The 20,538-nt window shown below is 53.2% G+C and carries 20 protein-coding genes; 4 read left to right on the forward strand and 16 right to left on the reverse strand.

Features of this window, described 5'->3' with window-relative positions; translation table 11 throughout:
* Positions 1-9 precede the first annotated feature (9 nt).
* From GS620_RS10890 to GS620_RS10925, 8 genes are all read right to left on the reverse strand, one after another.
* Positions 10-1,068 (reverse strand): LacI family DNA-binding transcriptional regulator, encoded by a 1,059-nt coding sequence (locus GS620_RS10890; RefSeq protein ID WP_171167439.1) that lies wholly within the window; start codon positions 1,066-1,068, stop codon positions 10-12.
* Between the two features lie 7 nt (positions 1,069-1,075).
* Positions 1,076-2,698: a dihydroxyacetone kinase subunit DhaK gene (locus GS620_RS10895; protein ID WP_152458513.1), complete on the reverse strand. Its 1,623-nt coding sequence runs from the start codon at positions 2,696-2,698 to the stop codon at positions 1,076-1,078.
* An 11-nt stretch (positions 2,699-2,709) separates the two neighbouring features.
* Positions 2,710-3,702, reverse strand: coding sequence for an ABC transporter ATP-binding protein (locus GS620_RS10900; RefSeq protein WP_171615820.1), 993 nt, complete (start codon positions 3,700-3,702; stop codon positions 2,710-2,712).
* Positions 3,695-4,792: an ABC transporter ATP-binding protein gene (locus GS620_RS10905; protein ID WP_171115167.1), complete on the reverse strand. Its 1,098-nt coding sequence runs from the start codon at positions 4,790-4,792 to the stop codon at positions 3,695-3,697. The genes GS620_RS10900 and GS620_RS10905 overlap by 8 nt, the downstream gene beginning before the upstream one ends.
* A gap of 2 nt (positions 4,793-4,794) precedes the next feature.
* On the reverse strand, positions 4,795-4,983 hold the full coding sequence (locus tag GS620_RS10910; protein ID WP_058274732.1) for a hypothetical protein: 189 nt from the start codon (positions 4,981-4,983) through the stop codon (positions 4,795-4,797).
* On the reverse strand, positions 4,980-5,918 hold the full coding sequence (locus GS620_RS10915; RefSeq protein ID WP_171115165.1) for a carbohydrate ABC transporter permease: 939 nt from the start codon (positions 5,916-5,918) through the stop codon (positions 4,980-4,982). The genes GS620_RS10910 and GS620_RS10915 overlap by 4 nt, the downstream gene beginning before the upstream one ends.
* Positions 5,915-6,862, reverse strand: coding sequence for a carbohydrate ABC transporter permease (locus tag GS620_RS10920; protein ID WP_171115163.1), 948 nt, complete (start codon positions 6,860-6,862; stop codon positions 5,915-5,917). The genes GS620_RS10915 and GS620_RS10920 overlap by 4 nt, the downstream gene beginning before the upstream one ends.
* Before the next feature lie 80 nt (positions 6,863-6,942).
* Entirely contained in the window at positions 6,943-8,262 is a 1,320-nt protein-coding gene (locus tag GS620_RS10925; protein WP_171615822.1) for an ABC transporter substrate-binding protein, read from the reverse strand.
* A 400-nt stretch (positions 8,263-8,662) separates the two neighbouring features.
* Between GS620_RS10925 and GS620_RS10930 the strand changes: the two genes are divergently transcribed.
* Entirely contained in the window at positions 8,663-9,445 is a 783-nt protein-coding gene (locus GS620_RS10930) for an MOSC domain-containing protein (protein WP_171615824.1), read from the forward strand.
* A 533-nt stretch (positions 9,446-9,978) separates the two neighbouring features.
* Here GS620_RS10930 and GS620_RS10935 read toward each other — a convergent pair.
* Both GS620_RS10935 and GS620_RS10940 read right to left on the reverse strand, forming a co-directional pair.
* Positions 9,979-10,800, reverse strand: a complete 822-nt coding sequence (locus tag GS620_RS10935; RefSeq protein ID WP_253283879.1) for a phytanoyl-CoA dioxygenase family protein — start codon at positions 10,798-10,800, stop codon at positions 9,979-9,981.
* Positions 10,793-11,851: an L-idonate 5-dehydrogenase gene (locus GS620_RS10940; RefSeq protein WP_171615828.1), complete on the reverse strand. Its 1,059-nt coding sequence runs from the start codon at positions 11,849-11,851 to the stop codon at positions 10,793-10,795. Before GS620_RS10940 ends, GS620_RS10935 begins: the two co-directional genes overlap by 8 nt.
* A 69-nt stretch (positions 11,852-11,920) precedes the next feature.
* Between GS620_RS10940 and GS620_RS10945 the strand changes: the two genes are divergently transcribed.
* Positions 11,921-12,688, forward strand: coding sequence for an SDR family oxidoreductase (locus GS620_RS10945; protein ID WP_171231347.1), 768 nt, complete (start codon positions 11,921-11,923; stop codon positions 12,686-12,688).
* Between the two features lie 48 nt (positions 12,689-12,736).
* On the opposite strand, the gene GS620_RS10950 is transcribed toward GS620_RS10945, so the two are convergent.
* The 5 genes from GS620_RS10950 to GS620_RS10970 are packed head-to-tail and all read right to left on the reverse strand — an operon-like array spanning position 12,737 to position 17,671.
* Positions 12,737-13,327, reverse strand: a complete 591-nt coding sequence (locus tag GS620_RS10950; protein ID WP_152458521.1) for a LysE family translocator — start codon at positions 13,325-13,327, stop codon at positions 12,737-12,739.
* A gap of 16 nt (positions 13,328-13,343) precedes the next feature.
* Entirely contained in the window at positions 13,344-14,228 is an 885-nt protein-coding gene (locus GS620_RS10955; protein WP_253283880.1) for a 2-hydroxyacid dehydrogenase, read from the reverse strand.
* Between the two features lie 31 nt (positions 14,229-14,259).
* Positions 14,260-15,108 (reverse strand): fumarylacetoacetate hydrolase family protein, encoded by an 849-nt coding sequence (locus GS620_RS10960; RefSeq protein WP_171615832.1) that lies wholly within the window; start codon positions 15,106-15,108, stop codon positions 14,260-14,262.
* 11 nt (positions 15,109-15,119) lie between these two features.
* The gene (locus GS620_RS10965; RefSeq protein WP_171615834.1) at positions 15,120-16,916 is read right to left on the reverse strand and encodes an IlvD/Edd family dehydratase; all 1,797 of its coding nucleotides are present in this window, start codon (positions 16,914-16,916) and stop codon (positions 15,120-15,122) included.
* Positions 16,913-17,671, reverse strand: a complete 759-nt coding sequence (locus GS620_RS10970; RefSeq protein ID WP_171115147.1) for an SDR family oxidoreductase — start codon at positions 17,669-17,671, stop codon at positions 16,913-16,915. Before GS620_RS10970 ends, GS620_RS10965 begins: the two co-directional genes overlap by 4 nt.
* A 157-nt stretch (positions 17,672-17,828) precedes the next feature.
* Here GS620_RS10970 and GS620_RS10975 point away from each other — a divergent pair, with 157 nt between their 5' ends.
* Positions 17,829-18,746: an NAD(P)-dependent oxidoreductase gene (locus tag GS620_RS10975; RefSeq protein WP_253283882.1), complete on the forward strand. Its 918-nt coding sequence runs from the start codon at positions 17,829-17,831 to the stop codon at positions 18,744-18,746.
* Positions 18,743-19,711, forward strand: coding sequence for a D-erythronate dehydrogenase (denD, locus tag GS620_RS10980; RefSeq protein WP_171615835.1), 969 nt, complete (start codon positions 18,743-18,745; stop codon positions 19,709-19,711). Before GS620_RS10975 ends, denD begins: the two co-directional genes overlap by 4 nt.
* On the opposite strand, the gene GS620_RS10985 is transcribed toward denD, so the two are convergent.
* Positions 19,708-20,358 carry a GntR family transcriptional regulator gene (locus GS620_RS10985; protein ID WP_171231342.1) on the reverse strand — a complete coding sequence of 217 codons (651 nt, stop codon included), beginning with the start codon at positions 20,356-20,358 and terminating at the stop codon, positions 19,708-19,710. The genes denD and GS620_RS10985 overlap by 4 nt on opposite strands.
* Between the last annotated feature and the right edge of the window lie 180 nt (positions 20,359-20,538).

The following is a 20,538-nucleotide window of genomic DNA, read 5'->3' on the forward strand; positions in this document are numbered from 1 at the left end:
CCAATGCCTCTATGGCGGCAAGTTTTCCTTCAGATAGATGTCGATGCGGATGCGTTCCTGTGATTTGTTGAAAGGCACTTTGTCCGATGTTGCACGCAACAGACGCACGGCGGACCGCACCAGATGCCCAGAATCCTGCGAGATCAGCGCGTCAAATGTGCCACGGCGAAGCGCATCACGACTAAGCGGTGTGAGTTCATGCGCGATAATGACCAGATCCTTGCTGATCCTGCTCTCTGACAGAAATTGAACCAAACCCGCATTGCCCGCGGCGGAAGAGTATATTCCGACCAGGTCGGGGTAGGTCTCAAATATCCCAGGCATCATCTTGTAGATCAGATCCGGGTCATCCCTGCCCTCGACAGACGCCACGACTTCCAGATGAGGGAACTCTTCAGCGACAACAAGATCAAATCCCTGGCGCCGCTCCAGATGATCACGTGCCAAACGTGAGCCCGTCAGAACCAAAACCTTACCCGGACGATGCACAAAGCGCCCCATCAACTGAGCTGCGGTTCGCCCGGCCGAAACGTTATCGATCCCGACAAAATGATCTCTGTCCGAGCTTGGCAAGTCCGACACCAATGCAACCACTGGAATGCCTTTATCCCTGACCCTCTTCACAGCGTCGCGGACCGAAGGCGTTTCCGGCCCGAATACGGCCACCCCGTCGACGCTCAGGTGGTCGACCCCATCCAGAATGTTGACTATGTCCTGAGGCTCGAACGGAGCGACCTTTTTTATCGTGACCCGCGTTCTTTCTATGAACTGATCGCGCGATTGTTCAGCTATCTGATCGCATATCGCCTCGACAAATTCATTGCCGGCATCCGGCAGAATAAAGACGAAATTATAGACACGGTTCCGCGCGAGGTTGGCGGCAGCGGTGTCGCGCACATACCCAAGCTCATCAATCGCCTTTTGTACTTTCTGCACGGTCACCGCCCGCACACCGGGACGCCTGTTCAAGACCCGGTCAACAGTCGCCAGACTGACACCCGCAACGCGCGCGATGTCGTTTACGGTTGGCTTTTTCACCAATTCTAGTTTTTGCTTTTGGTCTTCCACGTGTCTTTCAGCCCTCAATCTCCCGTGCCAAGCCTTCGAACAACAATGCAACAGCTTCTGCACCCGGGTCGTTATGTCCGATCAGGTTTTCTTCGGGAACATAGGCTGCACGGCCTGCTTTGGCACGGTGAATATTTGCGGTTTTGTCAGCACCTTCGCGCGCGGCTTTCGCGGCTTGCACCAGCCCTGAAGGCAGCGCCTCAAGCGCAGGTGCCAGAGCATCAATCATTGTCCTGTCGCCAACTTTGGCCCCACCTACCTGGCTGACCCGGTTCAGGCCTTCGACCAAAGACTTTGATATGGAAGCGCCACTGGCACAGGCATCTCCGGCGGCATTGAAAAAGATCGCCAGGATCACACCGGAAGATCCCCCCATGGTCTGGCTCAGCTCATTGCCCAGCGCGGGAAACAATTGCGTCAGATCCGCAAGAGGCATTCGATCCAGGCTTCCCTGCAAAGATCTGGCTGCTGTCGCCAAGGTACTGCCTGTATCTCCATCTCCGGATTTCGCGTCCAATTCGTTCAGGTCTTTCTCGGCTTGGATCAGCAGTTCTGCCAAGCGATTTATTGTTTCCTTGGTCGCCGGATTGTTCGACGGGATGGGGTCAATCGGGGTCAAACCATCAGGCAAAGGGGCAATTCGAACCGGCTTTATCGTTTTGACCCCTGGCCATGCCACCAACTCGACCGGTTCTTCCAGCGCCAACAAGTCACTCGGATCAACCGGCAGAATCGAAACAGAAAATCCATGCATGTCCAGCGAAGTCATCAGCGGTGCCGGACCGATAATATGTCCCGCGATACCGGTTTCGGACAAGGCGTGCGTCAAAACAGACATCTCAAGCGGTGTTGTAGACCCCAAGTTGTTTACCAGCGCCACGCAGTCACCCGCCCCCACTCGCTGCTGCAACTTTTCCACGACGGTGGACATTGCGGTCACGGCATTTGCGAACTCCACCTGCTCAACACCCGGCTCGCCGTGAATACCCAGCCCGAGCTCTGCTTTGCCGGGGGCAATCCTGTCTTCTTTCGGGGAACCCGGAACGGTGCAGGTGTCCAAACTCATCCCGATACTGACTACTTTCTCGACTACGTTCTTAGCGGCTTTGGTTACAGTTTCCAGATCAGCCCCACGTTCTGCCAATGCTCCGGCAATCTTGTGCACGAACAGGGTCCCTGCCACGCCACGCGGTTGCGGCAGGTCAGGAAGCGCGATGTCATCATCGACCACCACCATTTCCACCTTGCGCCCCAATGCGCGGGCGCGCTCGGCCGCCAGTCCAAAATTCAGCCGGTCGCCAGTATAATTCTTGACGATCAGCAAACACCCCGCCTCACCGGTCACGGCCAGAATGCCCGCCAGGACAGCTTCTACCGATGGGGAAGCGAAAACCTCTCCGCATACGGCCGCAGTTAACATTCCCGCGCCCACAAACCCGGCATGGGCAGGTTCGTGGCCGGAACCTCCGCCCGAAACCAGGGCGACTTTCGATTTGTCCCAATCCGATCTGTAGACAACCTTGATATGAGGGTACCCATCCAATCTGGTCAGTGCCCCACCTGAGGATGCAAGAAGACCATCTATCGCCTCGGTCACGAGGGTTTCTTTTGTGTTGAGGAACTGGGCCATGCTTTTGCTCCTTAATTCACGCGCGCGCCGGACGCGTCAAAATACAACGGGTTTCGTGGGCTAATTTTGATAGTCTTACCTGCGGGGTAATCTTGATGGACATCGATCAGCGTCACGACCGGATGGCCATTCAAGTCCAGATGAAGTCGGGTTTGGTCACCCAGGTGTTCGGCACGTATCACGCGCGCGTCACTGCCTTCGCCTTCAATGATGTTTTCCGGGCGAAGACCAATCTGCGGGCCCTTGTGATCTCCTCCGAACAACTCCGACGGAAGGATATTTATCCGCGGCAGACCCAATCGACTGGCAACATAAACACTGCACGGGTTTTCATAGATGTCCCTTGGCGTGCCGTACTGAACCAGCCTGCCCTCTTCCAGAACTCCGATATGTGTTGCCATTGTCATGGCCTCAACCTGATCATGGGTCACATACAAAAGCGTGGACCCAAGGTCGGCCTGAATTCTCTTGAGCTCAACGCGCAGATCCGCTCTCAGCTTGGCATCCAGTGAACTGAGCGGCTCGTCCATCAAGAAAATTTGGGGATCCCGCACCAATGCGCGACCAATCGAAACACGTTGCATCTCTCCGCCGGACAATTCCGTGGCCTTGTTGTCCAGCTTGTGCGGGATTTGCAGGATTTCCGCGACTTCGTTCACCTTTTTCTTGATCTGATCCTCAGGAGTTTTCAGGATCGGCGAACGCAGTGGAAACGACAGATTCTCGCGTACCGTCATATGCGGGTACAGCGAATATTGCTGAAAAACCATCGCCACATCGCGTTGGGCAGGCGTTTCCAGGCCAACATCTCGGCCGGCGATGCGTACCGATCCCGAATCCATCTTCTCGAGTCCGGAAATCAATCGAAGCGTTGTCGTTTTTCCCGCACCTGTCGGACCCAAAAGCACGACGAAGGCACCATCGGGAATTGTCATCGAGATACCATCGACGGCTTGAACAGTTCCGAATGACTTCGAGATGTTCTGCAAAATGACTTCAGCCATTGCTCAGCACCTCTTCGTTCAGGGCGGATTTCAGCGCCCGGCCCGTGGAGCGCTCAAAAAGAGTCACCGTTGTCGAACGGAAATCCAATCCCACGGTTTCACCCGGCGCAACCTTTTCACCTGCGCCGATGCGGGCCTTCAACTCACCGTTCGGGCTTTGCAATGTCACGATCTGGGTTGTCCCCAAGTATTCAGCTGTCAGAACTTTGGCCCGATAGTCACTGTCGTCGGACAAAAAAACATGTTCCGGCCGGACACCGAAGACCAGTTCCCCTTCCGCCCCCTCCATCAGCTTCGGGACCGCTTCGTCATGGCCGTTCAGCCTGACCCTTTCAGAGCCGGGTGCCACTTTTCCCTGAAACGGCAAGAAGTTCATTGACGGAGATCCTATGAAATCCGCCACAAACATGGTCGCAGGTTTGTCGTAGATTTCTTGCGGCGTTCCGAATTGTTCGATCACTGCGTTATTCATGACAACAATCTTGTCGCCCATCTGCATGGCTTCTAGCTGATCGTGTGTGACGTAAACCGTTGTCGCTCCCATTCGATCGTGAAGCGCGCGCAACTCTTCGGCCATATGCTCGCGAAATTCGGCATCCAAAGCGCCAAGAGGTTCGTCCATCATGAACGCCTTGGGCTCGCGAACGATCGCCCGCCCAAGTGCAACGCGCTGCCTGTCGCCACCCGAAAGCCCCCCCACCGGGCTTTCCAGAATGTCAGTTATCCCCAGAATTCCGGCAACTTCTTCGACTTTGGCTTTGACGGCTGCACGTGACATGCCTTGTGAAATCAGTGGATAGCTGATGTTCTTGCGAACATTCATGTGCGGATACAGCGCGAACATCTGGAAAACGAACGCTATGTCACGTTCTGAAGGCGGCTTTTGGCTGATTTCCTCACCATCCAGATAGATTTCGCCGGAAGTCGGAAGTTCCAGCCCCGCAATCATCCTGAGCGTTGTCGTCTTTCCACATCCCGACGGCCCAAGCAGCATGAAAAACTCACCGTCCTCAATTGTAAAAGAGCTTTCGCGCACAGCAGTGAAATCGCCGAACATCTTCTTTACGTTTTTGACTATGATTTGGGCCATTTCTACTCCGGAAAATGGCTGACGATGATGAACATGACGGTTCCGATCAGCGTGACGATGAAGGAATAGGTGAACGCCCAAAGGACAAAGGGCTGCATCAGCATGAAGACACCCAGTGCGATCAGGATGGTGGCGACCATCTCCCACGGGCCGCGGCGGAGCCGCATCAATCCGGTAAGAAACTCGCTCATTTGCGTACGGCTCCGAATGTGATCCCGCGCAGCAGGTGTTTGCGCATCAGGATGGTGAAAATCATAACGGGGATCAGGAAGATCGTCGCACCAGCCGCAACCGCTGGCCAATCCAGACCGCCGATACCGATGATGGTGGGGATAAACGGGGGCGCTGTCTGCGCGTTGGCCGAAGTCAGCAGCACGGCGAAAGCATATTCATTCCATGCGAAGATCAGGCAGAAGATCGCAGTTGACGCAATGCCTGTGGCGGCTTGCGGCAGCACCACTTTGTAAAAGGCCTGAAACCTCGTGTAGCCATCTATAAGGGCGGCTTCCTCGTACTCTCTTGGAATTTCGTCGATGAAACCCTTCAGCAACCAAACCGCTAGGGAGATATTCACGCCCGTATACAGGAGGATCATTCCCAGATGCGTGTCGCTCAGCCCAAGGTTTCTGAACATCAGGAAGATCGGGATGGCGACAGCGACCGGAGGCATCATCCTTGTACTAAGAATGAAGAACAGAAGGTCGTCTTTGAGCGGTACCTTGAACCTGCTGAACGCATAGGCGGCCAGCGTGCCGAGGAAAATACTCAAGAACGTGGATCCAAATCCGATGATGACCGAATTCATGAAACGCTCGCCGAATTTGGAGGGCCCAACGATCACCATGTCGTATTGGCGGACGATCTCATCGGCCCAGTTCTGTGGCGGGTTGGCTTCCAGAAACTCCTGCGTCTGCCTCGTGCGCGTGGTGAAAAGATTGACGTAACCTTCGAGCGTTGGGTCAAAGACCACTTTGGGCGGGTAGCTGATCGCGTCGGCAGGGGATTTGAACCCGGTCAGCAAAATCCACACCAGCGGGATCATCGTGATCAGCGCATAAGTGATGACCAGGATTCCTGCGATCCATTTGGACCGGTTCGAAGGTTCAGTGACGGAAAAGCCGCTCATCTCTGCTTCACCTTGTTCAGGGCTTTGACGTAAATCGACGCAAGGCCGAACACGGTGACGAACAGGATGATTGCATAAGCCGATGCATACCCTGTACGCCACTTCTCAAACGCCTCTCGCTTGAGATTGATCGAAGTGAGTTCCGTAACGGACCCCGGCCCACCGCCGGTCAACTGCACCACCAGATCAAACATTTTGAAGTTCTCGATCCCTCGAAACAGCACCGCCAGCATCAGGAATGGCAGCACCATCGGGATCGTAATCGTAAAGAACTGCCGCAGCTTGCTGGCCCTGTCGATCTCGGCCGCCTCGTAGATGTAATCGGGAATACTGCGCAGCCCGGCCAGGCAGATCAGCATCACAAACGGCGTCCACATCCATGTGTCGACGATGACGATGGCCCAGGGCGCCAACGTCACCGAACCCAGCATCTCAAAACTTGACGGGTCTTTGCCGGTGAACCACGAAACGATATAGTTGAACAGTCCGATCTGAGGCTGATAGAGAAACTTCCAAAAGTTCCCGACGACAGCAGGGGACAGCATCATTGGCAAGACAATAATCGTGGTCCACAGGTCATTTCCCTTAAACTTCTTGTTGATTAGCCACGCCAAAGTGAACCCGATCAGAACCTGAAAAAAGATCGTCCAGAACAAAAAATGCGCCGTCGCCTGCATATTCAACCAGGTGTCGGAATCCGTCAGGATACGCTCGTAATTCCTGAACCCGACATCCTTGACCTCGCGCCCTATCCGATTGGCTTTGTAGTTGGTAAAGCTAAGCTGGATTGTCCAAATCAACGGAAAAATGTTGATTGCAAGCAGCAGGAAGATCGTCGGGGAAATGAATATCCAAGCAATTGCTCGATCGGATAACCCTCTGATTTTGCGCGCAACTCGCGTGGGCGTTGCCTGCGCAACGCGATCTATGGTCCGGTCAGACATTTCTTTGCCAGTTCTTGTCGGTTTGGGACACACGGGTCATGGTGGAGCGGGATTGAACCCGCTCCTGCCCTGCTTCCGGATTAAAGCTTGCCTTCGTCTTCGAAGACTTCGGTCCAATCCTCGATCAAAAGATCAAGCGCTTCCTGGGCGGTGCCTTGATCGGCGACAACGTAGTCATGGATACGTTTCTGCATGGCCAACAACAATTCCGCATAAGCAGGCTCCTGCCAGAAGTCCTGCACACCTGCCATGGCTTCCAGAAAGTCACCGGCAAAGGGTTGGCTGTCCACGAAGCCGGGGTCTTCCAGCACGGAATTATGTGCTGAATAACCGCCCAGTTCCCACCATTTGGCCTGAACTTCGGGTTGCGCGAACCACTTGATGTACTCAAGCGCGGCATCCTGTTTGTCAGAATAGCTGACGACAGAAATCCCTTGCCCGCCCAACGTTGAACCTGCCTGATTTTGCGGCGGGTTCACGAAGAAGTCGATCTTGTCGCCACCGGTATTGGGATCGGCATAGAGGCCCGGGAAGAATGCAAACCAATTCATGGCCATGGCGACCTGACCTGACTTAAAGGCGTCCAAGCTTTCACCCATGTAAGAGTTTGTGTAACCCGGAGGTGTCGCTGTTTTGTAGAACTCTTTGTAGAATTCCAGCGCTTCGACGGCTTCGGGTGAATTCACGGCGCCTTCCATGTCATACGAGCCCGGCGTATTTTCATACTTGAACCCCCAAGGGTAAAGCGCACTCGTCACACCCATTGTTATCCCTTCCGAACCGCGCTCGGTAAAGATCGCAGCGCCGTACACGGTTTTTCCGTCGATCTCGCGACCTTGGAAAAATTGCGCAATCTGCAACAGCTCTTTCTGGGATTCCGGTTCACGCAAATCTTGACCGGTTGCTTCCTTGTAGGCTGCTTGGATATCGGGATCTTCGAACCAGTCCTTGCGATAGAACCAACCGTTCGCATCACCCATTGCAGGCAGCGCATAGTAATTTGGCGTGCCCTTTGGCCAAGTCGAATAAGCGTACACAGTTGCCGGCGCGAAATCATCCATACTGATGCCCTCAGCATCAAAGAAGTCATTCAGCTTTACATAGTGACCGTTCTCAGCTCCGCCGCCAATCCATTGGCTGTCCCCGATCAGCAGGTCACAAAGCTTCCCTCCGGAATTCAGCTCGTTCAGCATGCGGTCCGCAAAGTTCGGCCAGGGCACAAACTCGAAGTTCATTGTGTGGCCAGACTCGGCCTCGAATTCTTTGGATAGCTCAACCAGCGCGTTGGCCGGGTCCCATGCCGCCCAACACAGTATCAGGTCTTCAGCATTTGCCTTGGTAGAAAGAGTAGTAGCGGCAAGGACTATTGCGCTGGCAGACGCCAGTTTTGAGTAAGTCATCCATTCCTCCCTTTTTAACGCCGTCAATCGAGGATGTGCGAATCGCGGCATACTTCCAAGGCTATTTGAGGTACGCACCTCAAGTCTAGACAATTTTGAGGTTCGTACCTCAAAACGCCCTATACAACTTTAATTTACCATTCTATTTCATTGTTTTTGAAAAATTTATACCGAAACGTTTCCTTCCACATACTTTCCAACAATCCATAGGAAAAACCGCTAGTCTCAAAACAGTTCTTTGAAACTGACCTGCTGGCAGCTTTGGATAGCCAGTTCTCACAGGCCCTGCATTGCTGGATTTCCGGCTTTACGCCCCCCGCCCGAACGCGTGGAAATCGATGGCCCAGAAGACGAAAGACGAGCCAAATTCGGCTATACACGACGGATCGGAAACCAAGGCATGAGCGAACTCACCATTGTCAGAATGAAGCGTTACCCTATCAAGGGTCTGAGTCCGGAGCCGCTGAACACAGTCAACCTGAGCGCGGGTGAGGGTGTACCTGGTGACCGCCTTTTCGGCTTTGCTCGCTACAATTCCGGCTTTGACCCGACTGACCCAAAGCCACTTCCTAAAGACCGCTTTGTTGTTTTGCTGAAAGAAGCTGGGCTTGCGGGTCTCAGGACACGTTTCGACGCAACAACTCAGCAGTTGGAAATTGATGTGGACGGCCGCACCCACTGCTTCCGCATGAGCGAGCCCCAAGGAAAAACGGATGCCGCCAGACTCCTCTACGATACGCTGGAACTACAGGATCCTGAACCGCCTAGATTCGTGTCTTCGCACCCGCATCGTTTCACGGATGTTTCAGTCGTTTCACCGAAGATGATGAATGCGATATCGGTTCTCAACTTAAGCTCTGTTGATGCGTTAAGCAGAAAGTTGCGCACAGACATTCACCCGGACAGATTTCGGGCGAATATCGAAATTGACGGATTGCCACCGTTTTCCGAGCTGAGCTCTGTCGGTTCCACCTTTGTGTTTGGCGATGTCAGGCTGCGGATACTCTCGCGGACGAAAAGATGCGCCGCTACCGAGGTGAATCCTGAGACGGCCCTACGAGACTTGAACATTCCGTTCTTACTTCGAACCCATCTGGGCCATATGGATATGGGGGTTTACGTAGAAGTGCTGGATGGCGGCACCCTCTTTGCTGGCCAAAAAGGAAAATGCCCGCAGGAATAAGTGGCCCAATTGATCTGACACTTACACGTCGCCGGAGTTCTTTTGGCATTCATCGGACGTGATCAGACCAACCTGTGCTCGGAGTCACGCTATGCAACGCGCGAAAATTGCAGCATGAATCCAGATCGTCGAATGGAAATGATGCGAAACGGATACAAATGGCGGTGCTGTAAGACAAATTGGAACCAGTCTCTGCTAAGCCAGTATAGCTGCCCTTTTTGTCGCACCAAGTTCGCGCGGCCCGGCGAGAGCGATTGTGCGTGTTCGCTTATCCTACGCTCATTCATCAGGTCTTCGACATTGTAAAAGGCACAGGAAACCGAAGGTACAATATCACGGCCCGACGAATGATCCTGGGGTTGGCCTTGAATTCCTTGAATGGGCTTAGGTTGGTCATAGGTGGAGGCTTCGAAAGCCCCTACCCGTTTCAACCCGAGTTCTTCTGACAAGACTATTTTAGATGTTCACCTGTTTTCGCAATTCAGGTCTGATTTTGGGTTGGTGCAATAATGGTTCAGAGCTTGCGAAGGAAATCATTGCACTCCGGCGAAAAGTATTTGTTTCTTGCGGTCTGCATCCCTTTGACACAAATCGAAATCGTTCTCATGCAAAAAGCCCCGAGGGGAAGGCGCAACTAAGAAATGCCCAAAATCATCTTGCCCCGCGACAAGCGCAACCAGAGTTTTCACGCCGTTTTTCTGTTTCATCGAGGGTTTTATGAAACGCAACGCCGCGCCAATGCGTCTGTCGTCAGTGTTATTGGGTCCCGATGCGTGAAAGAGATGCCCGTGATGCATGGATGCCTGCCCCGCACGCAATTCCGCAGCCACTGCATCTTGTTCGTTCACATCGACTGCGATTTCCTGCCCGCGTGATAACAGATTGTTTTTGCTGAAGGTGTCTACGTGAGGCACGATACGGTTTTTATGACTGCCGGGAACAAACTTCATACACCCGCTTTGCTCAGACGCTTCTGAAATCGCAACCCAACAAGTAACCTCTTCTGCATCATCCAATCCCCAATAGGTCAAGTCCTGGTGCCACGAGACGATTTTCGATGATCGCGCCTCTTTTACGAAAAGTGCACCGCTCCAAACCATGAGGTCCGGCCCCAACACCGTTGAAGCAGCCTCAATCAGCTTCGAATGGCGGAGAAGTGCATCGAATGATGGTATCAGCCTGTCCGGATACGAGTATAGAAGCTTGAGTTTCTCTGGGTCATCTCTGAGGGTGCGCTCTGCTTTCTCAAAATCATCGCGCAGCGTTTGAACCTCGGAAACTGTCAGGATATCCAGCGGAGCCACGAAACCATCTCTTTCATAAGTCGTCGCTATATCAGGCATTCGTTTAACCATTGTCATTATCCGGAAATGTTAACTGCACCTTCATTGATCGGCTTCGATCAGACGCAACCTCGAAAGCAGTGACAGCCTCCCCAACTTCGAAGGAATGCGTCACCAGATGGTCGACGTTTAGTAGTCCGCTTCGCATCATTTCGACAGCGACCGCGAACTCGGAATGGAAACGGAAAGATCCGCGAAGTGCAATCTCTTTTGCAGTCAACGCCTGCATCGGCACTGTCATGTCTCCGCCCAGGCCAAGCTGAACCAAAGTTCCACGCGGGCGCAAGCATTCGACGCCAGAAGCCAGGGCCGATTGAGCCCCGGAACATTCCAGTTGGACGTCAATCTGGCCCTTGTCCTTTTCAAACCGTTCCAACATTTGCGGATCAGTGTAGGTGTTGATGACATCGTCTGCCCCGCATTCACGCGCTATGGCTAGGGTCTGGTCCGAGATATCTGTCGCGACTATTCTGGCCGCCCCAGAACGACGTGCCACCAAGGTCGTAAGGCAGCCGATCGGGCCGCATCCGGTGATAAGCACCGTTTTACCAACCAGGCTTCCAGCTTGTTTAACCGCGTGCAAACAAACCGCCAGCGGTTCTGCCATAGCGGCCTGTGCAGGGCTCAACCCGTCTGCCGGAACACATTGACTGGCTTTCGCCACGAGTTTGCTCCGAAAAGCGCCTTGGATATGCGGGAACGGCATTGCGCTGCCATAGAACTTCATATCAAGACAGTGGTTTTGCTGCCCGTTCAGACAATAGTAGCAGGCTTGGCAGGGGCGGGATGGAGAAACTGCAACCAATTGACCTAGGTTCAGCCCCTGCACACTTGACCCGAATTCTACGATTTCGCCGGCGACTTCGTGTCCAAGCACCATCGGTTGAAGCAACTTGATCGCGCCGAAGCCACCGTGGTTGTAATAATGCAGGTCAGAGCCGCAAATCCCCCCCACGCGCAATGCAATTAAAACTTCGTCTTGTCCCAGGTCGCGTACATCCCGGTTTTCCAACCTCAGATCTTTCGCAGCATGGATAACAACAGCAACACTGGCCGAAGACATTGCGCAGACTCCCTATACACATCGCCAAAAGATACGGATAGTCGGTGCCGACAACCAAGGGATTTTTGCATGACGCTTGAAATGTTCAGCCTAAGTGGAACTCGGGCGCTGATAACAGGCTCCAGTCAGGGAATTGGATTTGCACTGGCGCGAGGTTTGGCTGCTGCCGGTGCGCAGGTCGTTTTGAACGGGCGCGACACCACAAAACTGGCGGCAGCAGCCTCCGAACTAAGTGAAACAGGCGCCTCGGTACGGGAACTTGCGTTCGATGCGACCGATCATGAAGGCGTCCGATCTGCTGTGGACGACTTTGAAGAAAAGGTCGGCCCGATAGACATCCTGATAAACAACGCCGGAATGCAACACAGGACGGAGTTACAGGATTTCCCCGCTGATGCCTTCGAGCGCCTACTACAGACAAATGTGGCGTCCGTCTTTCACGTCGGTCAGGCAGTGGCACGGCACATGATTGAAAGAAAGTCGGGTAAGATCATTAACATTGCGTCGGTTCAATCCGCATTGGCAAGACCGGGTATTGCGCCTTACACGGCGACAAAAGGTGCCGTGACCAACCTTACAAAAGGAATGGCGACTGATTGGGCCAAGTATGGTCTGAACTGCAATGCCATTGCGCCTGGATATTTCGATACACCTTTGAACGCCGCATTGGTTGCTGACCCAGCGTTTAGTGCATGGCTCGAGAAACGTACTCCAGCCGGTCGCTGGGGAAATGTAGAAGAACTTGTCGGTGCCGCCATATTCCTTGCGTCCCCTGCATCCAGTTTCGTCAATGGACATACTCTCTATGTCGATGGTGGAATAACGGCGTCACTTTGATCTGTGGCTTTCAATCCTATGCTGAATGCGACTGACCGTAGATATCGTTTACAGCGCCGACGCCAAAGCAATCACCACAACAACAATCAAGGAAGCCGCCATCGCAAAGTTGATCCTTCGATGCGATCTTTGGCTTATATCAAGTCTGCCCAGTTTTGCGCCAGCACCCAGCCAGATCATGTGAACTGGCACCCATATCATATTGAAAACAAGGATTTTTATGACGACCTCCCAAACGGGCGCATCGGGCAAAAAGGCAAACCCTGAAAACAATGCTGTGCTGACCACGTAAGCCTTGGGATTAATGAACTGAAGTGTCAGCCCATTCGCAAAACCAAGTGGCGAAACCGCTGGAGAAAACCCGACCTTTGAGCCAGCGCTGGCAATTCGCCAGGCCAGAAATACCAAATACCCGACTGAGGCGAATAGCAGCAAAGTTCTGAGCGCCGGTATAGCCAAAGCTACCGCAGCGACTCCAGACACAACCAACATCATGTTGATGAACCCGCCCAGCATCAAACCAGCCACGAAGGCGAGACCAGCTCGAAAACCAAATGCTGATCCAATACCCGCAGTTGTTAGAACACCTGGGCCCGGCGTAATCAGCAGAAAGAAAACCGCGACAGCAAACTCAAACACTCTTCAGATTGGCCTTTTACAGATCTCTGCATTCTGGCACAGCTGTGATCACCGATCCGTCCTTAAGGTGTTGCAGAAGATTGTCGACGGTTAGGTCACCCATAGCTGCACGCGTCTCAATAGTCGCGCTACCAGCGTGAGGGAGCAGAACGACATTGGACATCTCGCGCAACGCTTTTGGAACACGCGGTTCGTCCTCGAAAACATCAAGCCCCGCCCACCCAAGCTCGCCGTTTTGCAATGCGTTGATAAGGGCAGTTTCGTCGACGACCGAACCTCGACTAACGTTTATCAGAGTGCCGCCCGCCCCCAACGCGCGAAGCACCTCAGCGTTGACCAGCCTATTGGTCGACGGACCGCCGGGCGTGATGCATATGAGGACGTCAACATGTTCTGCCATTTCAACCAAATTGTCAAAATAGCGGTACGGGACATCCTTTTGATTGCGGGTATGATAAGAGATTTCGGGGGCCCACGGCTCTAACTTATCAACGATCGCCTGACCAATGCGACCAAGACCAAGAATGCCTATCTTTTGATTGTCTGCTGATCGGGTCAAAGGGGCATTGCCTTCAACCTCCCACCGTTCGGACCGAACGTAATTGTCGTCACGTAAAAGCTCTCGGTAACATGACAGCAATAGCAGAACGGCGGTGGTTGCGACTTCTTTGTTCAAAACATCAGGTGTGTGTGTCACAACAATTCCGCGCTTAGCCGCAGCACTGGCGTCGACGGCGTCGTAACCGACCCCATAGACACTGATCATCTTAAGATTACTGAGTGATGTCATCAGGTCATGCGGAACACCATCGTGCCCGTTCGTTACGATATGCGTAATACTATCCGCGTTGAAATCGTCCAATTGATGAATGTCGAACGCTGCGGACAGGCGTTCTCGCATCCGTTCAGTGATCCCGCCGATTTGCAATAAGTCAGTCATCTTGGCCGACCGTTTGCCGCTGAACACCAAGCCCATCGATGCGAAGCTCCATGACGTCGCCTTTTTTCAGGTAAACTGGTTCCGGTTTGATCCCCATTCCGACGCCGGGCGGTGTTCCAGTTGAAATGACGTCACCGGGGTGCAGTGTGAAAAGTTGGCTTAGATGTTCAATGATCTCGGCAACGGAAAAGATCATCGTAGAAGTATTCCCGGTTTGCATGCGCTGACCGTTCACATCCAGTGACATACCAAGGCTTTGAGGATCCGTCACCTCATCCCGGGTCACTAGCCAAGGACCTGTGGGGCCAAATGTGTCGCAAGACTTGCCTTTGGTCCATTGACCGGTCAGTTGAGTTTGAAAGTGCCTTTCAGACACATCGTTCACGATGCAATAACCGGCAACGTATTCGAGCGCGTCGGCCTTGGACACGTATTTGGCCGTTTTGCCGATGACGACGCCCAGTTCGCATTCCCAGTCGGTGTGAGTAGATCCGCGCGGCATGACAACATCATCATAGGCACCAATGACGGCTGAGTTTGCCTTGAAAAAAAGTATCGGATGCTCTGGAATATCTGCGCCGGTTTCTGCGGCATGGTCCGAGTAATTCAAACCGATGCAAAGAAATTTTCCGATGCCACCGACACACGGTGCGATACGAGGATCCCCCTCGACAATTGGCAGGTTATTCGGATCCAATGAGCGCAGATTATCAAGCGTTCCGTCATCCAGAACATCGCCCGTAACATCATTGATGTGGGCGGACAAATCCCGCAATTGACCCTGGGAATCGACCAAAGCAGGCTTTTCCGAGCCCTCGGCTCCGTAACGAACAAGTTTCATTTCTGTTCCTTTTAGTGATTGTCGCGTGGCATGAAGCCTCGTGCGATATCGCGGTAGTTTTCGGCACCCTTGAGCGTCATACCGCGATCCAACCGATCTACTTTTTCGCGGAATATTTCCTGCCATGGGGATTGATTGGGCGGCATTGTATACCCACCCTTTGCCTCCAGATCGCGGGCGCGTTCATGCAGTTCTTCAAGCGAAACCAGCATATCTGCTGTGCCTTTGCCAAGATCGATGCGCAGTCGGTCGCCAGTTCGCACCAAGGCCAACCCACCGCCCTCTGCAGCTTCTGGTGAAGCATTCAGGATAGACGGGCTTCCTGATGTGCCGGATTGCCGGCCATCACCGATGCAAGGAAGGGCTTCGATGCCTTGTTTCAACAAATATGCAGGCGGACGCATGTTCACGACCTCTGCGGCACCCGGGTACCCTTTTGGTCCTGCTCCGCGCATAATCAGAATACAGCTTGCATCGATTTTTTCGGCGGGATCATCGATCCGATGGTGAAAATCCTCGGGCCCGTCAAACACAACCGCCCTGCCCTCAAATGCATTAGGATCATCCGGGTTCGACAAGTAGGTCTCTCGAAATGCCTGCGAGATCACAGATGTCTTCATAATCGCACTCTCGAACAAGTTGCCCGAGAGATTGATGAACCCCGCTTGTGGCTTAACCGGGCTACTGACAGGCTTGATCACGTCGCTATTCTGAGACCGGCGCGTCGAGCAATTTTTGCCTATCGTCTTACCGTTCACCGTTATCGCATCGGGATGCGGCAGCAATCCTGCATCAAGAAGCTCTCCGACAACTGCGGGAATGCCCCCGGCCTGTTGGTAATCTTCGCCCAGATATTTTCCCGCAGGCTGCATGTTAACCAACAGAGGAACGTCGTGGCCAAGCTTCTGCCAATCATCGTTGTTCAATGGAACACCAAGATGCCGGGCGATTGCATTCAGGTGGATCGGCGCATTTGTCGATCCGCCGATCGCCGAGTTTATGACAATCGCATTCTCAAAAGCCTGACGTGTCATCACATCACTGGGGCGTAAATCCTCCCAGACCATGTCCACAATGCGTTTACCCGTTTCATAACTGATTTGACCGCGCTCTCTGTACGGGGCTGGTATGGCTGCTGATCCTGGCAATTGCATACCCAAGGCTTCAGCAAGCGAATTCATGGTCGTTGCTGTTCCCATCGTATTGCAATAACCCACCGAAGGTGCCGCGGCGGCTGCGATCTCCATGAACTCATCGGTGTCGATTTCATCAGCCGCAAGGTCTTCGCGCGCTTTCCAAATAACCGTTCCTGATCCTGCGCGCTCACCTTTCCACCAGCCGTTGAGCATTGGGCCGACCGACAGGGCAATCGCTGGGATGTTGACGGTCGCAGCGGCCATAAGAAGTGCGGGCGTGGTCTTGTCGCAACCAATGTTAAGAACAACGCCATCAATCGGATACCCGAATAGACTCTCAACCAGGGACAGATAAGCCAGATTGCGGTCGAGAGAGGCCGTTGGCCGTTTACCGGTCTCTTGTATCGGGTGGACCGGTATTTCGATGCACGTTCCCCCGGCGGCGATGATCCCGTCGCGAACGCGTTTGGACAACTCGATATGATGCCGGTTGCAGGGGCTCAAATCACTCCCGGTCTGAGCAATCCCAATGATCGGCTTGCCGGATTGCAGTTCTGCGCGGGTCAATCCGTAATTCAGGTATCTCTCAAGATACAATGCCGTCATCTCAAGGTTCTCAGAATTCATGAACCACTTGCGAGATCGCAGATCATTTTTTGATATTTTAGTCATTGGCCTGACCATCCCCCATCAATTATGTGCGTGTGTCCCGTGGTGAATGCACTTTCATCGCTCGCCAAATAGACGACCAATGCAGCAATCTCTTCTGCCTTCGCTACACGCCCCATGGGCTGACGCGCCACAAATTGTGCAAGGGCTTCTTCTCTGCTGCCCAGTTGCTCGCCCAACGCATCTACGCGGTCACGCCAACTGGGACTGTCGACTGTTCCCGGACAAATGCAATTGCACCGAATTCCTTGTGTTATGAAGTCCACGGCTACCGATTTCGTCAGCCCAACAACAGCAGCCTTAGTTGTTCCATATACAAAACGATTTGGCGCACCGATTATGGAACCCAATGCGGAAGACATGTTGATAATCGAGCCTCCTCCGCGCTCTAGCATCCCCGGCAATACAGCCTTTGTTGTGCGCACCATTGAACGCACATTCAGGTCCATGGCGAAGTCCCATTCTTCATCGGTTGCATCCAGAATAGTTCCATGATGCACGAACCCGGCGCAGTTGAACAAAACATCCGGCCGCGCTCGCGCGACCCCATGATGAATACTGTCATTATTTGTCACATCCATCTCGAAAATTTCGAGATTTTCGAGATTCCGATCGCGAATCAAATTTAGTTTTTCAGGGTCAATATCCGTCGCATAGACTTTCGCACCCTCTCTTGCCATCGCAATTGCGCTTGCAAGTCCGATCCCTTGTGCGGCGGCTGTAACCAGGACGTTTTTTCCCTTAAGTCTCTCTGACATATACATTTTCCGACCCTAAAAGTGGCGACTGGACAAGTGTTGCTTCGTCCCACAGATCAACCGAGAAGCAAAGAAACCTTGGTGGATTTGCAACGACTTCTGGCATGTGGGCCCAGAGCCGTTAGCGTATGACAGAGATTTTGGTTTGGCCATAACCATGCGTGGCGCACCTTCGGAAGGACAGAGGATTATGAGCAAGCAGTTCAAAGTAGCTCTATTGGGAACCGGCCTGATGGGCGCTCCTATGGCGAGGAATATTTTGCGCGCCGAATTTCCGCTAACTGTATGGAACCGCAGCTTGGATAAGGCAAAACCGTTGACGGCGGAAGGCGCGACATTGGCGGAAACTGCCCCGCTGGCGGTTTCGGGTGCAGACGTAATTGTAACGATGCTGTCGGACGGATACGCGACCGGCGCGCTACTTTCTGACGAGGCTTTCCGCAAACAACTCAAACCCGGAATGATCTGGATTGATATGTCCAGCGCCAAACCCGAACACGCCCGTGAACAATCCGCGCAATTGTCTTCGATGGGGTTGCAGCATCTCGATGCCCCGGTTTCCGGCGGCACCAAAGGTGCCGAAGCTGCCACGCTTGCGATCATGGTCGGTGGTGATCAGGACGTTATGGAGAGCGTCCGACCAGTTCTGTCAGCAATGGGCCGCCCTGTGCATGTAGGCCCAAGTGGTTCTGGCCAATTGTGCAAATTGGCCAATCAGACGATTGTCGCTGTGACTATATCGGCTGTCGCCGAAGCGACTTTACTGGCTCAGCGAGGCGGGGCTCACCCTGCCGCGTTGAGGGCCGCACTGAAGGGGGGATTTGCTGATAGCATTATCTTGCAACAACATGGCGAACGCATGTCTGACGGAAATTTTGTACCCGGAGGTTTGTCCAAGTTTCAGTTAAAGGATTTGGACAACACGCTGGAGGAAGCGCGAAGCCTTGGCGTTGAGCTACCTAGCACCCAATCTGTGCGCGACCGTTTCGAATATCTGATTGACGAAATGGATGGGGCCGAACTGGATCATTCGGCTTTGTATCTAGAACTCAAAAAACGGAACGGAATGCTGTGACGCGGATCCTGATTATAGGCGGCGGAGGAATGCTGGGCCAGAAACTGGCCCATCGCGTGTCGACCCAAGAAACCTTTGGAGCCGATGCCCAAGTTTCACTGTTCGATCTCTCGTTCCCGCCCGACAGTGCGGCAGGTAATCAAATTGTGGGGGACTTGACCGCGTCAGGCATGGCTAAGTCTTTTGCTGCGCAGCGACCGGATGTCATTTTCCATCTTGCAGCGATCGTTTCTGGCCAAGCCGAGACAGACTTTGCGTTGGGCTGGGATGTAAACCTTATGGCGACGTGGGCACTGCTGAACGCACTTACGTATGAACACGAGGCATCAGGAAGGGAGTACACTCCTCGCCTGGTTTTTGCCTCATCCATAGCGGTGTTCGGGTCACCGTTCCCTGAAAAGATAACCGATGAGTTCCTTTCGGCACCTTTGACCAGTTACGGAGCGCAGAAAGCGGCGGCTGAATTGATGATCACGGATTTCAGCAGGAAAGGATATATCGACGGTGTTTCCTTGCGCTTGCCCACTTTGTGTGTGCGCCCGGGCAAAGCCAACGCTGCCGCTTCGTCCTTCTTTTCAGGTATAATCCGAGAGCCATTGAATGGGGATGAGGCTGTCTTGCCAGTTGCCGAAACTGTTCGACACTGGCACGCTAGCCCCCGCGCCGCTGCGACTTTTTTGACCCACGCAGCAACATTGGACACGCAGCTTTTGAATGACCGACGCGCCTTGAACATGCCAGGTGTCAGTTGCACCGTCGCCGAACAAATCGAAGCTCTGCGCAATGTCGCCGGTCAAGGCGCGGTTGGCCTAATCAGGCGAAAACCAGACAAGACAATTGAAGGAATAGTCAAGAATTGGCCGCGCGACTTTCAAACAGATCGCGCTCTGAAGCTGGGGTTTGAGGCGGAATCAAGTTTTGATGATATCATTCAGGTGTATTTGGAAGACGATTTTCGGCCTTAGTCGCCCATCGTCTTTCCGGTTAGATGGCGTTTCAGATGATTGTGGATTTTCTCCCGTGTTAACTGCTCATCCCCCGACAATGCCGCTTCAAGTATATCTGCATGATGCCTTATGTTCTGAGAAATGAACTCAAAGTTCCGGTCTGCCACCATCAACTGTTGTCTGAATTGCGCGTAAATCCGGCTATGCAATTGTTTTAAGGTTTCCGAACCACAGGCAGAAATAAGCGTCTGGTGAAACTCCTTCTCCGAGGCAAACCAGATCTCGACAAGGTCGCTTGGGTCGTCCGTGGCGTGAATGCGTTTTTCGATATGGCTGAGTTTGTGATGTGCAGCCGTCAATCTTGCTTCCCAATCCACCCCGCCATTTCGGATCGACATTGCGGTGCCTTCGGCCTCCAACAGAACACGGACATGCGTCAATTCGATAAGCTTCTGCGGTGAACGCTTTGGTACGCGGAAACCTTTTTGTTCCTGAAAGTCCACCAAACCAACAGCGGCCAAACGAAAAAGGACTTCACGAACCGCACTTGCGGAACAGCCATACACTTTACGTAGTTCTTCGGCCCGCACCTTGGCTCCATGCTCGAATCCATTAGAGATCAGGCGCATCTTAAGGTCTTGATAAATATCTATTTCTTCGTTCATCGCGGCATGCACCTTAAAGTTTTGTCCAAGTAGCGTCCTAAACTTATTTTCGAATTATCGCAAGAATCTCGAAATTTTTGGAAATTTCAATTTTTTCTTGTTGCATTCGATTCGTCGGCTTAACGTTTACCTGCGTGACAGCAAAGGAGGCGGCAAGATCTTCCACACCGCGCAACGCAC

The organism is Ruegeria sp. HKCCD6428 (assembly GCF_013110595.1).
Taxonomy (GTDB): domain Bacteria; phylum Pseudomonadota; class Alphaproteobacteria; order Rhodobacterales; family Rhodobacteraceae; genus Ruegeria.